The sequence below is a fragment of the Dubosiella newyorkensis genome (assembly GCF_001945605.1).
GTDB lineage: Bacteria > Bacillota_I > Bacilli_A > Erysipelotrichales > Erysipelotrichaceae > Dubosiella > Dubosiella newyorkensis.
In genome coordinates this window covers 1-13,972 of sequence record NZ_MPKA01000078.1, presented here as the reverse complement: position 1 = coordinate 13,972, position 13,972 = coordinate 1, and the positions used below count along the sequence as shown (strand labels likewise).

At 44.7% G+C, this 13,972-nt stretch carries 15 protein-coding genes; 9 read left to right on the top strand and 6 right to left on the bottom strand.

Annotation, left to right across the window (positions count from 1 at the left end; translation table 11 throughout):
* Positions 1-181: hypothetical protein (locus BO225_RS12385; protein ID WP_198936078.1), on the top strand; the 181-nt coding region annotated here is incomplete at its 5' end.
* Positions 182-195: 14 nt separating this feature from the next.
* Here BO225_RS12385 and BO225_RS07680 read toward each other — a convergent pair.
* Entirely contained in the window at positions 196-1,179 is a 984-nt protein-coding gene (locus tag BO225_RS07680) for an ArsR/SmtB family transcription factor (RefSeq protein WP_083632149.1), read from the bottom strand.
* A gap of 304 nt (positions 1,180-1,483) precedes the next feature.
* Here BO225_RS07680 and BO225_RS12380 point away from each other — a divergent pair, with 304 nt between their 5' ends.
* Complete coding sequence (locus BO225_RS12380; protein ID WP_158023813.1) at positions 1,484-1,648, top strand: hypothetical protein; 165 nt, start codon at positions 1,484-1,486, stop codon at positions 1,646-1,648.
* A gap of 223 nt (positions 1,649-1,871) precedes the next feature.
* Complete coding sequence (locus BO225_RS07675) at positions 1,872-2,348, top strand: CBS domain-containing protein (RefSeq protein ID WP_076341663.1); 477 nt, start codon at positions 1,872-1,874, stop codon at positions 2,346-2,348.
* A gap of 57 nt (positions 2,349-2,405) precedes the next feature.
* Here BO225_RS07675 and BO225_RS07670 read toward each other — a convergent pair whose 3' ends face one another.
* From BO225_RS07670 to BO225_RS07660, 3 genes are read right to left on the bottom strand one after another with little or no spacing between them, the layout of a single operon-like run.
* On the bottom strand, positions 2,406-2,618 hold the full coding sequence (locus BO225_RS07670) for a hypothetical protein (RefSeq protein WP_076341662.1): 213 nt from the start codon (positions 2,616-2,618) through the stop codon (positions 2,406-2,408).
* Positions 2,619-2,621: 3 nt separating this feature from the next.
* Positions 2,622-2,900 carry a hypothetical protein gene (locus BO225_RS07665; RefSeq protein WP_158023812.1) on the bottom strand — a complete coding sequence of 93 codons (279 nt, stop codon included), beginning with the start codon at positions 2,898-2,900 and terminating at the stop codon, positions 2,622-2,624.
* 39 nt (positions 2,901-2,939) lie between these two features.
* On the bottom strand, positions 2,940-5,165 hold the full coding sequence (locus BO225_RS07660; RefSeq protein ID WP_076341660.1) for an alpha-galactosidase: 2,226 nt from the start codon (positions 5,163-5,165) through the stop codon (positions 2,940-2,942).
* 142 nt (positions 5,166-5,307) lie between these two features.
* Here BO225_RS07660 and BO225_RS07655 point away from each other — a divergent pair, with 142 nt between their 5' ends.
* Positions 5,308-6,480, top strand: a complete 1,173-nt coding sequence (locus BO225_RS07655; protein WP_076341659.1) for a hemolysin family protein — start codon at positions 5,308-5,310, stop codon at positions 6,478-6,480.
* Positions 6,449-7,030, top strand: a complete 582-nt coding sequence (locus tag BO225_RS07650; RefSeq protein ID WP_076341658.1) for a xanthine phosphoribosyltransferase — start codon at positions 6,449-6,451, stop codon at positions 7,028-7,030. The genes BO225_RS07655 and BO225_RS07650 overlap by 32 nt, the downstream gene beginning before the upstream one ends.
* Here BO225_RS07650 and BO225_RS07645 read toward each other — a convergent pair.
* Positions 7,020-7,631, bottom strand: a complete 612-nt coding sequence (locus BO225_RS07645) for an HAD family hydrolase (RefSeq protein WP_076341657.1) — start codon at positions 7,629-7,631, stop codon at positions 7,020-7,022. The two genes, BO225_RS07650 and BO225_RS07645, sit on opposite strands and share 11 nt — an antisense overlap.
* Before the next feature lie 63 nt (positions 7,632-7,694).
* Between BO225_RS07645 and BO225_RS07640 the strand changes: the two genes are divergently transcribed.
* The gene (locus tag BO225_RS07640) at positions 7,695-9,299 is read left to right on the top strand and encodes a glycerophosphodiester phosphodiesterase family protein (protein WP_076341656.1); all 1,605 of its coding nucleotides are present in this window, start codon (positions 7,695-7,697) and stop codon (positions 9,297-9,299) included.
* Here the strand turns inward: BO225_RS07640 and larC are convergent.
* Positions 9,296-10,549 carry a nickel pincer cofactor biosynthesis protein LarC gene (gene larC / locus BO225_RS07635; protein WP_076341655.1) on the bottom strand — a complete coding sequence of 418 codons (1,254 nt, stop codon included), beginning with the start codon at positions 10,547-10,549 and terminating at the stop codon, positions 9,296-9,298. The two genes, BO225_RS07640 and larC, sit on opposite strands and share 4 nt — an antisense overlap.
* A gap of 94 nt (positions 10,550-10,643) precedes the next feature.
* Here larC and BO225_RS07630 point away from each other — a divergent pair, with 94 nt between their 5' ends.
* The 3 genes from BO225_RS07630 (at position 10,644) to BO225_RS07625 (ending at position 13,376) form a co-directional block, all read left to right on the top strand.
* Complete coding sequence (locus BO225_RS07630) at positions 10,644-12,407, top strand: DUF885 family protein (RefSeq protein ID WP_076341654.1); 1,764 nt, start codon at positions 10,644-10,646, stop codon at positions 12,405-12,407.
* Between the two features lie 79 nt (positions 12,408-12,486).
* On the top strand, positions 12,487-12,612 hold the full coding sequence (locus tag BO225_RS12870; RefSeq protein WP_269843899.1) for a hypothetical protein: 126 nt from the start codon (positions 12,487-12,489) through the stop codon (positions 12,610-12,612).
* A gap of 20 nt (positions 12,613-12,632) precedes the next feature.
* On the top strand, positions 12,633-13,376 hold the full coding sequence (locus tag BO225_RS07625; protein WP_076341653.1) for a hypothetical protein: 744 nt from the start codon (positions 12,633-12,635) through the stop codon (positions 13,374-13,376).
* Positions 13,377-13,972: the final 596 nt, after the last annotated feature.

The following is a 13,972-nucleotide window of genomic DNA, read 5'->3' as shown; positions in this document are numbered from 1 at the left end:
TCCGCAGGAACGTTTTCACGGTCTTACTGCATCTGAAGTAAGAGAAGCTGCAAAAGCAACCGATGAACCGGTACTGTATCCAATCAAAGAGAATAAACGAATCAAAAAATACTGGGAAGGTATAGATGAAAAAAAGGCCTCTTTAATAGCAAGTGCTATTAAAGAGGCGGATCTCCAGTAAATTATTTCCCGTGTCTACTTGACAGGGGGCTGATCATACCGATTTTCATGTTCCTTCTGCTTTTCTTTTCGCATAAAGCGGACCTCGATATCTTGATCATAATCTCCAAATTGGCGGCCAAAAATATTCAATCCTCCAGGATGCTTTGCGTCCTTGTTGCTTTCGATCTTAAAACGCAAGATTTCCGGATCCTTTTGGGCCTTGATCAAAGTTGAAAGCGCGACATCCGAAATCTTTTCATGATCGATATAGACACCCTCTTCTTTCAAGACAAGCGTCTTCTTCAAACCATATTCGGTCCCTAACGACCACCAAGCCGGCGTATATTTTCCTTTCCGGTCGCCAAAATCGCCCGGACTCGTCCACGAACCAACTTCGATCCCATTGATCGAAAAAGTCAGATCGGACAAATGACGGCTATTGAAGCCCGGATACTCGCTGCAGACCTCCATCGAAATCTCGATCTCCTTGATCTCGCTTAGATCCACATCAAAAAGCGGGATCGGATATTCTAAATACCCTGCAGAAAACCACAACAAAGAGACGCGATTGCGATTGGACGCTTTAAAATACCGCGGATCATCGATCCGTCCAAACAATTTATCGGCTTCCGCCATGCCGCAAGGCGCGAACACTTCGCACCGATCATAGGCGCTGATCGGAATATCGACTTGAATGAAAGAACGCTTTTTCTCGCCATAATTATTATCAAAAATGATTTGGGCCTCGTTGATCTGCAAGCTGCACATTTTTTTGAGGCCCCGCTTACCACTGATCGAACGCGAAGAAACGATACCCGCCTCTTCGAGCGTCTGGATATGTTTTGTGACGATCGCGCTCGAAAGATGGAGTTCTTCGCTCATTTCTTTGATCGACATCTCCTTCTTTTTGAGCATTTGAATGATCTCAATCCGTACTTTGCTGGCCATCGCTTGAAAAAAAGGCAAGCTATCTTCATCCACATGCAAATATACGATTTCAGGCTGATAGATCGCCATGCACTCACCCCTTTTTTAAGTATAGCAGACGAAGAATTGCACGTCGCAAAAAAAGCCATTGACAAGCCCTATCAATCCTCTTATAATAGCTCATGGATTAATAAATTAACAATTTTATTAATCATTAGAGAAAGATTCCAAATACAAGCGAACGTATTCATCTACATTTTTCATTCAGGCAGTTTTCTTTCAAACGGGGGTTTTTTAGAAGGCTGTGAGTTCGCACGATTAAATACGGCTAAGAATGCGATCTTCTATTCATACGTCAACAAGATTCACTTCTTATGAATAATGAGAATTCGAAATGTTGGTGTCTCTTGCGGATACATTTCGCCGGAATCCTCGTTTGAATGCTTGTTTTTTCGGTCTTGGAAAACAAGCTGGCCACAAGCGCACAAATCAACAAGATCTACGCAAGGCTAGAGCGATCTCGATCGCTCTTTTCTTTTGTTTTCATGAAAACATGTAAGCGCATTCTTAACGAAAACTTAATAAATTTTATAGAACAATCTTGCTATAATGAGCACGAACGATAGAGAGAGCTCGCATTGACCAGCCTTTCCTTTTACGCCGGTAAAGTCAGTCAATTCGTTTAAAATCTACGCGTGCTTCTCTATAATGAAATTGTAAAAGAAAAGATCTTAGGATTTTTGGCACAAGATCCGAACGTTCTTACTAGAAAGTGATGGTTCATGCAACAAAATATTTTCTTTTTTTTACAAAACAAAAAAAATACGCAGTATCTTTATGGGAATTTGTCATTTGCGGAAGCCTTGAGTTTGTTTCGGGACGCTGGCTATACAGCAACTCCAGTCATTGACTTTCAAGGCCATTATTTAGGATCTATCACAGAAGGGGATTTTTTATACTATATCGCCGATCATCCTGATCTTTGTCATGAGGATGTGCTCGAGCTAGAAATCAGTGAAATCGTGCGCAAAGATTTTATGCCCGCCGTATCTTCAAGCGTATCGATGAACGAGCTGTTCCAGCAATCTCTCGAACAAAACTATGTGCCCGTCGTTGATGATCGAAATATCTTTATCGGGATCGTCACTCGAAAAACGATCATTTCCTACTTGATGAAAGAAGCGTCCTTGCACAAGGACAACTACTTTTACAATCAAGAAACAAAAGAGACGATCAACCCTTTCCTTCACGTTCGCTAAATACTAAAAAGAGATGTCAGAAGCTTTGCTTCCTCCATCTCTTTTTTTCTTTTTATCTTATTCTTGTCTTTCCTTCTCCACGATCTTTCGAGTCTTTGCATCTAGAGGAACGAAACGAACATCGCACTTAGATAGTTTTCGCATCTTGCTTTCCTTGATCACGATCGAATGGCGATCGAGCCAAAATTGAGACGTCGCCTGCCAAATAAACACCCAAGCGGTAATATCCATCACTTCTTTCCCGACAGGATGCAGATCGAAAACCTGCAAGATCTAGATCCCCACCAAAACGATCACGCCCACTATGAACAAGAAAAACGAAGAATTTCGAGTATGCCGCAATTTCCGCGCCTCTTCGCTCAAACGATTTCGATAATACGTATGAATCGCCTTGGCATACACCTTCTGCTCCGATTTGACGATCACATCGCTAGCGATCTCGATCACCAATTCATCCTTTTTCTGCAGGCTCAAGCCTTGCAGACAGTTGTCGATCGCTCTAGCCGCCTCATCCAATACGATCGGCCGATATGCCCAATATGGAGAAAGCAAGTCATCATCCTTCACGACAACCAAATACAACGTTTTTTTTCATAGATCCTTTCCATGCAAAATATAGAGCCGAGACAAGAAATCTCCCTCTTGCGCCTTCAAATTCTGCTCTCCGCAAGAAGCATCCGTATTCACAAGTCCCGCATACATGAGCTCATCCCCATAATAAAGACGATCTTTGCCCTCGATCCGGTACACCTTGTTTGGATCGAGTCCTTGCAGATACAAGCGCCGATATTTCGCGTTCACCTCCTGCAAGATCCGATAATAGGCGACAATCGCCGTGTTTCGATCGTCAGAGACGACCATCCAAGCGCACTCGTTTTTCTCAAAAGGCGACACCAAACGATAAAACGTGCCAAACTGAATCAATTCCCGATATTTCTTCATAAACTCGATCTGCTTTTTGATCGCTTTTTTTTCTTCCTCGTCTAGTTTTAACGGATCGAGCTCATAACCAAACGTTCCAAAATACGCGACCTCAGCGCGCGTCTGTAATGGCGTGTTCCGATTGAGCTGATGGTTCGGGATCGCCGAAACATGCGAGCCCATCGAACAAAGCGGATAAAGCACGCTCGTTCCATATTGGATCTTGATGCGCTCGGCCGCATCCGTATCGTCGCTCGTCCATGTTTGCGGCGCGTAATACAACATTCCCGGATCAAAGCGCGCTCCTCCTGACGCGCACGATTCAAACAAAATATGCGGATAACGCTCGATCAACATCGAATACAAACGATACACGCCAAGAATATATCGATGATAGATCGTGCCTTGCTCTTCAGAACAAGACGCCAACGAATACACTTCCGACATAGAACGATTCATATCCCATTTCACATACGAGATCGGCGCCTCATCGAGCACCTTGACCAACAAGCCAAAAATATAGTCCACCACCTCTAGATTCGAAAAATCAAGCACATATTGATGACGCCCCTGCGACATAGAACGCTCAGGCGCGCCAAGCACCCAATCTGGATGTTTTTCATACAATTCCGACTTTTCATTGACCATTTCCGGCTCGATCCATAAACCAAAACGAAGCCCCATCGATTCGATTTTCTTTCCAAGCCCATCGATTCCCTCAGGCAGCTTTGTTCGATCTGGCCACCAATCGCCAAGCGAAGACGTGTCCGAATTTCTCCCTTCGAACCATCCATCGTCCAGCACGAACAATTCGACCCCAAGCGCTTTGGCTTCTTTTGCCATCTTCAAGATCTTGTCCTCGTCAAAATCAAAATACGTTCCTTCCCAGTTGTTCATCAAGATCGGACGCGCCTTTGATTTCCATGGCCCTCTACAAAGACGTTCTCGAAACAGCTTGTGGAACGTCTGCGACATGCCATTCATTCCTTGATCGGAATAGACAAAAAGCGCCTCCGGACTTTGAAAATGATTGGAAGGAAGAAGCGGCCACGAAAAAGTGAAAGGATGCATTCCAATGCTGATGCGAGCGGTATCATACACATCCACATCCACTTGGGCTAAAAAATTTCCCGAATATACGAGCGTAAAGCCAAGCATCTCTCCAGCCGCTTCTGTGGCGTTCTTGCGCTTCAAGCCAAGAAATGGATTGAAGTTGTTTGAAGAATGACCGCGGATCGAATAGATCGATTGAATCCCTGGATGCAATGGCTGCACTTGAATGTGTCTCTCGCGAGCCCATGCGCCTTTCAGATCCACAAAATCATAATCAGAATCTGGCAAATCTAAATTGAGCGAAGCCAAGCGCTCCAAAACGAGCGTTTGCTCTCCCTCGTTTTCAAGGCGTACGCTTCTTGAAAGAACGTTCCGCTCTTCAAAGATCGAATATTGAAGGATCGCTTTGAGATGGCACACTTCATCATACAAATGAATATGGAGCGTGCTCGCCTCCTCTTCCCGTTCCACATAGGTGGCAGGAAGCCCTTCTAAAGCAGGCTTTCCTGAAAAGATCGCATGATCCTGGTAGACAAAATTCAAGATCCGGCTGCCATTTTCTTGACGCACATCGATCGAAGGCATCCGCATATCGCCGCTTAAGGCGCTTGGAAATTCCCGCTTGATATGTTCGAGTGAAAAAGCGGGATCTTCTTTGTAGGCGCACACAGACATTGGCTTAGGCTCGAGTTCGAGAAGCGCGTCAAAATCCTCTCGGTCATGGATCTTTTTTCCACAATACAGCTGGGCGATGTGCCCATTTTTTAAAACTTTGAGAATATAGCTCATCCTAGCGTTGTAAAGATGAAAGGTTCGCGATGAAGAATGATAAATGATCGGCATAGTCTCTCCTTCTTTTATATACTCCTATTATAAGCACATATTTATATTTTCAATATTGTTCTTTTTGTGTATGATTAAGAATACAAGTAAGAAAAGGAGAATCTATGAATTCAGACGACAGTTGGCCCAAGGAGACACGACTATGATCTATAGCGTGCTTTCTTTGGCTTGTATTGCCTTGAACGCCTTGTTCACGATCGGGCAGATCGTGCTCGAGGAGCATTCGGACACGACAGGAAAACATGTCCGTAAAACAATCTTATTTTTGAATTTAGCTTCGATCTTAGGCGGTCTATGGTTCGCTTTCGAATCGGATCGGCTCGCGCCATGGATCGTGTTCGTCCTCTATTTATATAGTTCGTTTATTTTTGGCACGCTCCTTCCGCGCCATTATGCCCATACGCATCCTGAACAGATCGAGACGCTCTTTCCTTTCTTTTTAAGGATCTCGCAAGTCTTCTCGATCTTCACGTTCTTTGTTCCGATCGATCCGGCCCCAAAACAAGCCGATCTGTCGGAAGAAGCGATCCGGGAAATGATCCACGCGGCCAGCGAGAGCGAAACGATCGACGAACCTCAAAAAGAAATCATTGAAAACGTCTTCGATCTCGATGATACGAGCATCGAGGAAATCTGCACGCACCGCTCGCAAGTGATTTCGCTTTCCATGGACGAAAGCGCAGAAGAGTGGAAGAAGATCATTCATGAAAATCGGCATACGTTTTATCCGATCACAGGCAAGGACGATGACGATGTGATCGGCGTGCTCGACACGCGCGATTATTTCCGTCTAGACGACACGAGCAAAGAGTGCGTGCTCGCCCACGCGGTCGATCATCCGCTCTTTATTTCAGAAAACGGCAAGGTCGACGATGTCTTCAATGAGATGAAGTCGCAAAAAACCTACTTCGCCATCATTTTAGACGAGTATGGTGGCATGACTGGCATCGTGACGTTGCACGATATCATCGAAACGCTTTTAGGAGAAATGTACGAGCCGGAAGACGAGATCGAGCCAGAAGATATCGTTTCATTGGGCGAAAACAAATGGGAGATCTATGGCTTCGCCGACCTGAAAGACGTGCAAGAAGAATTGAAAATCGAGCTTCCAGTCGACGACTACGATACATTTAGCGGCTATGTGCTCGGAAGCTATGGCCACATTCCAAGCGATGGGACGACGATCACGGTCGACTTGCCGCAGCTGCGCGTCGAAGTGAAAGAGATCTTGAACCACCGGGTCGGAAAAACGATCGTCGAAAAAATCAAAGGAGAAATGGTAGATGGAGAAACTGAAAAAGAAAATCGAAGCTGAAGGTACTTGCTTAGGCACGGATCTGATCAAAGTAGACGCCTTTCTCAACCATCAAATTGATCCCGTTTTGATGGAGCAGATCGCCACCACTTTCTATGAGCAAGTGAAGGATCTGCCGATCACGAAGATCGTGACGATCGAATCGGGCGGGATCGCGCCAGCCTACGCGCTTGCCACCAAACTGCGCGTTCCGCTTCTCTTTATGAAAAAGAGCGAGCCAAACACGATGGAAGATCCGCTCTATACCCAAGTTTTTTCTTACACGAAACAAAAAGCGTATACGTTGTGCGTGGAACGTAAATATTTGTCGCCACACGACAAGATCTTGTTTTTGGACGACTTTTTAGCCAATGGCGAAGCGTTCAAGGGCGCGGAGCGTTTGATCCTAGAAGCTGGTGGAGAAATCGTAGGCGTAGCCGCGCTCATCGAAAAGGTGTTCCAAGCCGGTCATACCTATATCGTAGATAAACACTATCCTCTCTTTTCGCTCGCGCCTATCCAGCAGATCGAGAATGGAAAGATCCAATGGGCCGATTCGCTTATTTTTTAAGATATTCTAGCACGCACTCGAGAGTTACATAGTCTGGACTTGGGATCTGGAGCGCTTCGATTCCCGCTCTTTTGGCCGCCAGCAAACCAGTGGTCGAATCTTCAAAAGCGATCGCTTCCGATCGCATAAAGCCTTTCAGCCCAAGAAGATATCCTTCTGGATCGGGCTTGGAGGAATGAATATCATCGTCGCAGATGATTTGGTCAAAAAATCGTTCGATCTGAAAATGCCTAAGAATGTCCAACACGCGCTTTCTTTTCGAGCCGGTCACGAGCCGGCTTTTTTTATGCGCCTTCTGGATGGCGCTCAGCGCCTCTTTGGCATAAGGAAGAAGATGGAGGTTTCCATTTTCTAACGAGCAGTAGATGAATTCTTCTCGTTTTTGGTAGATTTTTTCATAAAATCCTGGTTCGGGAAACAATTGTTCAAAGTCTTGTCGTGTGGCGGACGAGCTTTGGCCGCACCATTTTGAAAGCTGGTTTTTAGAGATCGTTTTCCCTTCTTGTTTAAGAGCGTGGATCCATCCTTGCGCATAGATTTCTTCCGTATTGACCAGCAAGCCATCAAAATCGAATAAAAAAAGTTCTTTGTTTGTTTTCATACTTTTACAATAGGCGCTTTGGTTGTTTCTTTCAGTAAGAAGCGTCATGATAAGGCTATGAAAATGCGTAAAGTATGGGCTTCGCTCGCCTTCGAAAGCGTGTATGGGTTCGCGAGCCGTCTGATCATGATTCCTTTGTTTCAATTCCTTTTTTTAGGGATCTTGCGTTTGGCGGACTTTGCCTATATCACCAATAAAAATTTGCTTTCTTTTTTGTCTTCGCCGATCGCGGTCGTGAGTTTGAGCGGGTTCGCGCTTCTTGTGAGCGCCTACGCTCTTGTCAACATCATCGCGCTTCTTGGCATTTGGAATGGAGAGTATCGTTCGATCAACTTGAACTCGATCTTTTCGTTCGTGTTCAAGAAGATCAAAAGACTCTTTTCATTCAAAAATATAGGGATCGTTTTCTGGGTGCTGCTGGTCGTGCCATTTTTTCATCTTGGCTTGATTTCGGAAGTGATCACGAAGGTGCGGATCCCTCCGTATTGGCTAGAGACGCTTCAAACGATCTGGTGGGCCAAGCTCCTTCTTGTTTTGGGAATCGTTTTGATCGTAGGATTGTTTTTAAAGACGGTTTTTGTGTTTCACTTTTTCTTTTTGAAGGAGGTTTCTTTTTTTCGGGCGCTTCAAGAGAGCTGGAGGCTCACTAGGCATCGTCTTTTGGTTTTGGGCGGCTCGCTTTTTGGAGTACAGCTTTTATATTCACTTTGTCTGGATATTTTTTTTAGAATGTTGCCCCTTCGTCTTGATTGGTTTGGGTTTATTTGTCTAGCTGCTTTTTTCTCTTCTTTGATCGTGCCTCTCAATTACGCGCTCCTTTCGTATTGGTATCAAAAATGGGAAAACGATCGGGTAGTTGTTTTGTGCAAGAAAGAGAACGGATCTCAAAAGCTGATGTATTGCGTGTTCTTTTTAGGGTGTGTTGTTGGATATGGAATCCATACCCAATCGCTCTTTTCTTGGCGTCCGATCGAGATCATCGCGCATCGGGGCGATTCTTTGCATCATACAGAAAATACGTTGGCCGCTTTTGAGGGGGCGAATGTATTGGGGGCGGATGCGATCGAGCTGGATGTGCGCCAAAGCAAAGATGGCGTGCTTGTCGTTTCGCATGATTCGAGTTTTAAAAGGCTTGGAGGCGATTCGAGAAAAATCAAGGAGATGACATCCAAAGAGATCGAAGAGATCCGTCTAGGAAAGGAAAAGGTGGCGACATTAAAGGAAACGCTCGAGCTTGCGAAAAAGAAGCGTTTGTTTTTGATCCTTGAAATCAAGCCGAAAGGAAACAATGAGGGACTGGTTCGTTCGTTGGTCAAGATGATTCGTGACTATGATTTTGAGGACGAGTGCATGGTGACTTCGTTCAATACGAAGGAATTGGAAATGGTCAAAAAGCTGGATAAGAAGATCGAGACGTTGGCTTTGTTCACGTTCGCGTATGGGGATGTGGCTTCGATTCCGTATGTGGACGCGTTTAGTGTGGAGGAGAGCACGATCACGCCAGAGCTTGTGCATTCCATCCATGAAGAGGGCAAGAAGATTTTTGCGTGGACGCCAAGCACCCAGCCACACATCGAGCGGATGGTTCGTTTGGGAGTGGATGGTTTGATCACAGACCAGATCGAGCTGGCGCAAAAAATAAGAAGAGAGTGGAGTGCTCTCTTCTAGTTGTTTTGTTTTTCGATTCGTTTTTTGACTTCCCATATGGAGAGATCATTTTTTTTAGCGATCTTGGCTAAGTCTTCGTATTCCCATTTTTCTTTGTTGACAGCATAGCCATGGACTTTTTTCTTGCGGACTTTGCCTAATGGTGTTTGGATCGTTTCGATTTCGCGCTTAAGAATATGGCGGTCGCATTTCTTTTCGCGGATGCCGATCGTCGATGTATGGTGGAAGATCGATTGGATCACTTCTTCTTTGTGCGCTTCGTCGCAGATGGCCGACAACAAAATGCCGGGTCGATTCTTTTTCATTTGGATGGCGGTGTAGAAGAGGTCTCTAGCGCCTGCGCGCATGATTTGTTTCATGGCGTAGCCGAGTTCTTCGCCGCTCATATCGTCGATGTTGGCGTTGAGCTCATAGATGCGATCTTTTCCTTCTTCTTGGGCTAAAAAGGCGCGGATGCAGTTGGCTTGTTCAAATTGTTTGGTGCCCATGCCATAGCCGATCTTTTCAACGCGCAGGATTGGCATTTCTTCATAGCGGGAAACGAAATGTTTGAGGATGGCTGCGCCAGTTGGGGTGCAGAGTTCGCTTTGGATCGTTCCTGCATACATTGGAATGCCTTCTAGAAGGTAGGCTGTGGCTGGCGCGGGAACGGGCAGGATGCCATGGGCGCATTTCACGGTGCCTGATCCTGTGCAGACGGGCGAGGCGATCACTTCGTCTGGGGCTAGTTCTTCCATCAAGAGGCAGACGTTGACAATGTCGGCGATCGCGTCCATCGTTCCGACTTCATGGAAGTGGATGTTGTCGATGGTGGTGTTGTGGGCTTTGGATTCGGCTTGGGCGATGAGATTATAGATTTCGAGCGCGTTTTCTTTCACAAAGTCCGATATGTTCAAATGAGAGAGGATGTGTTCGATGTCGTGGAATGTATGGTGGGTGTGATGATGGCTATGCGCATGTTCGTGAGTATGGGTGTGTTCATGGAAATGTTTTTGTGTGTGCTCGTGCGTATGATCATGGGTATGCTCGTGGTCACGTTCTCCTTCCACTTCTCCATGGATATGGACGGTGGCTTTGTAGCCGTGGATGCCGCAGCTTTGGGCTGGATCGATGTGGGTGTGGACGTCTTTGAGTCCGATTTGGTTCATTTTTTCTAGGATGTCTTTTTTGTTGGGAAGCAGATCGAAGAGGGCAGCGGTGAGCATGTCGCCGGCGGCTCCCATCTTGCATTCGATATAGAGTGTTTTCATGGTGTGTACCCCCCTACAAAAAATGGTAGTAAAATGGTCCAAAATTGTCAATCTTTCGGTATAATGGAGTGTAGAAAATTAAGAGGATCTAACTATGAAGCGTACTTGTATTTTATTTTTAGCGTGCACTCTTTTGTTGAGTGGTTGTGTTTCGCAAACGCCTTCTTCGCCTGTAACAAAGGATGAGGAAGTGGTTGAAAAGGATCATGCGTTCGAGAGTTATTTGAATGATGTGGTCGTCGAGCTGGCGGAAAGCGACTATACGACGATGCATCATTATTTTGAACATCCTGCGGATTTTGGGATCGATCCTAAAAAGGTGGATGTCACGTTAGGCTCGATCTTGCCAGATGAAAAAGATGAAGAGCTAGAGGCGCGTTTAAAAAAGCGTCTGGAGGAATTTGATCGGGAAAAGCTGTCGGATTTGGAGCGGGATATTTATGATCAGCTGGAGTTTCAGTTTGATCTTTCTAAGCGTCAAGATTCGGAAGAGTTTTTGTATATCGACAATATTTGGAGCACGGTGAATGGTGTTCCGCAAGAGCTTGTGAATTATTTTTCGGAGTACGAGGTCCGGGAAGAGGCGGATATTCAAGATTTGATCACGTTGATCAATGATGTGCCTCGTTATACAAAGCTGGCGATCGAGTATTCGAACGAGCAGGCGAAGCGAAACCTTTTGCGTTTTGATTATGACGGGGTCATGGAGAATATCGATTCGGTCTTGGATACGAAGGATGATAGTGCGGTGAGTGGCGAATTGGTCAGCGAGATCGAGCAGCTTGGTCTTGATCAAGACAAGGAGGCCAAGTATATCGCGGATGTGAAGGGTGCGTTGGAGGCTTCGTTCTTTCCTTCGTTCGAGACGATGCGCTCAAGCTTAGAGACGCTTTCTTCAAAGGCGCTGCCTTTGCAGGGGCTGGCCAATTTTGAGCATGGTAAGGAATTTTATGAATTGTTGGCTCGTTCGTATACGGGTTCGAACGATTCGATCGATACGATCAAGTCGAATTTGGAGAGCGAGGTTTCGAAGATTTCGGTGCAGCTGAGCGCGATGGTGGAGGAAAGACCGCAGGTCGTGATCGAGGGAATGATGTTGTCGACAGACTTTAAGAGCGTGGATGAGATCTTGCCGTTTTTGCAGAAGAATTATGCGAAATCGTTTCCTAAGCTTAAGGAGATGGAGTATGATCTTCAGCCTTTGGCGGATGAGCAATCGCAAAATGGGGTGGTGGCTTACTTTATGCATCCGGCGATCGATTCTTCGACGAAGTATCAGATCCGCTACAACAAGCGGGATTATGGCGATGATCCAAGTTCGATTTCGTTGTATCAAACGTTAGCGCACGAAGGAATTCCGGGTCATATGTATCAAGCCCAATACAACAAGGAGCATTTTCAATATACGATTCAATATTTCTTGTCGAATCTAGGGTTTAGCGAAGGATATGCGACATATGCGGAAACGCAGGCTTTGAAATTCTTGGATCTGAACAAGGACGCGCTGAGCGCGAGTGGATACAACGATTTGTTGAGCAACTACTATGTAGTTTTGATGGATATCGCGATCAATTACGAGGGGATGGATCTCAATCAGTTCATGGAGGCGTTCCCGATGTTCGATGAAGAAGGGATCAAGGGAATCTATAATCAATTAGCGGATAATCCAGGCGTGTTCTTGTCGTATTATTATGGCTATTATTTAGTGGATTCGCTTCGAGACAAGGCGAAGGATGCTTTGAAGGATGATTTCGACGAGGTCGAGTTCAATGACGCGCTTCTATCGAGTGGCAGCGTGAATTTCGAGATCATCGAAAAGAATATTGATTCTTATATTCAAGAGAAGACAGAGGCTTAGCTTTTGTCTTTTTTTTGGTTGTGTGGTCTCATTTTTTCTTCTTTTGTCGTATTGAATATAAGAGGAAGGAAAAAAATGAATGAGAACCAATTATGATGAGATTTCTTATATTATAGAACGTCTTCGTGTTATGGATTCTGGATTGTTCCAGCTGATGTTCGAAGATGATCCTGAACTGGCTCAATATGTGTTCAGATCCTTTTAGAGGATCCTAGTTTAGTATGTATGGATGCGAAAGTAGAATATCGTGTGATCAATAGTCTTCAAGGACATGATAGCGTGTTTGATTTGTATTCGTCTTTGTATGGAAACAAGATCTTGATTTTAGAAATGCAAAGAGAGAGCCGGATCGTCGCGTTGTTTCCAAGAATGGAATTTTATGCGGCGATGGCCTTTGTGGAAGCGCTAAAAAAAGGAAAAGGATATGATACGATGCCAGATGTGACGGTCATTTTCTATACGGAAAACGATCTTTTTGGGAAAGGATTGCCCAAATATACTTTGGCTCGTTGTATACTAGAAACAGAAGAGGTCGTCGATACCCATTTGAAGATCGTTTGTATCAATGGAGCGTATGAGGACACGAATAGCGAGCTTGGAAAGCTGATCCATGATTTTAGGCAAAGCGATGTAGATCAGATCCTTCTTGCGCCTATCCAGTCAAAAATAAGTAGGATCAAATTTGGAAAGGAGAAAGACAAGATGCAGATATTTTCAGATTCAGTTTGGCAAGAAATGCTAGATCGTCGTCATGATCAAATGATGGCTGAAGTTAGGGCCGAGGTCAGAAACGAAGTGAGAGACGAAGTGAGAGATGAAGTCAAAGATGAAGTTAAAAACAAAGTTGAAGACGAGCTAAAAAAAGAAATGGCTTTGAAAATGCTGAAAAACAAGATTCCTCTTTCGCAAATCGCAGCCTGTACGGAGTTTTCGCTCGAAGAGATCGAAGAATTGAAAAAGAATCTCTAAACAAAAACAAGTCCCTCTCTTTTGATAAGTTCCCTTTTAGTAGACACCCGAAATAACCAAACGGGTTCTCCTACTGAAAGGGAACTTTTTACATGGGAAGAAAGCCAAAATACACAGCAGCACAGAAAGTATGGGCCGCAGAACAATACTTGGGCGGATTAAAATCCACTTCTGAAATCGCCGCCGCTTTGGGAATGTCGGTAAGAGACACGAGTACTATTCGTCAATGGGGCAGACTCTATAAGAACAATGGACCCGATATTTTTATAAACAGACCGCATAACCGTTCATATTCTCTTGAATTAAAGGAACAGGTCTGCAGAGAATATTTGTCGGGTGTAGACGTTAAGATAAATATGTACATAAACGATGAGATAAATATGTACAATTTCTAAAAAAAGATTGTAAAATTCTCTTATTTGCAGGGAGGATTTTATGATCATTACTTTATCAATCAACAACTCGTTGCGTGTTGATTCTTTGACAGATTTGAACAAGCTTATGCCGCTTATGAAGGAGGGTGTTTTGAAATTGAACAAATCCAAGATTGCCCGTGAACTCGATGTCGATCGCAGAACGGTCGATAAATATCTGAA

Coding starts and splice junctions, on each gene's coding strand:
- BO225_RS07680 (WP_083632149.1), bottom strand. CDS start 1,179: ATGGCGATCTATCAGCCTGAAATCGTATATTTGCATGTGGATGAAGAT.
- BO225_RS12380 (WP_158023813.1), top strand. CDS start 1,484: ATGTTGGTGTCTCTTGCGGATACATTTCGCCGGAATCCTCGTTTGAAT.
- BO225_RS07675 (WP_076341663.1), top strand. CDS start 1,872: ATGCAACAAAATATTTTCTTTTTTTTACAAAACAAAAAAAATACGCAG.
- BO225_RS07660 (WP_076341660.1), bottom strand. CDS start 5,165: ATGCCGATCATTTATCATTCTTCATCGCGAACCTTTCATCTTTACAAC.
- BO225_RS07655 (WP_076341659.1), top strand. CDS start 5,308: ATGATCTATAGCGTGCTTTCTTTGGCTTGTATTGCCTTGAACGCCTTG.
- BO225_RS07650 (WP_076341658.1), top strand. CDS start 6,449: ATGGAGAAACTGAAAAAGAAAATCGAAGCTGAAGGTACTTGCTTAGGC.
- BO225_RS07645 (WP_076341657.1), bottom strand. CDS start 7,631: ATGAAAACAAACAAAGAACTTTTTTTATTCGATTTTGATGGCTTGCTG.
- BO225_RS07640 (WP_076341656.1), top strand. CDS start 7,695: ATGCGTAAAGTATGGGCTTCGCTCGCCTTCGAAAGCGTGTATGGGTTC.
- larC (WP_076341655.1), bottom strand. CDS start 10,549: ATGAAAACACTCTATATCGAATGCAAGATGGGAGCCGCCGGCGACATG.
- BO225_RS07630 (WP_076341654.1), top strand. CDS start 10,644: ATGAAGCGTACTTGTATTTTATTTTTAGCGTGCACTCTTTTGTTGAGT.
- BO225_RS12870 (WP_269843899.1), top strand. CDS start 12,487: ATGAGAACCAATTATGATGAGATTTCTTATATTATAGAACGTCTTCGT.
- BO225_RS07625 (WP_076341653.1), top strand. CDS start 12,633: ATGGATGCGAAAGTAGAATATCGTGTGATCAATAGTCTTCAAGGACAT.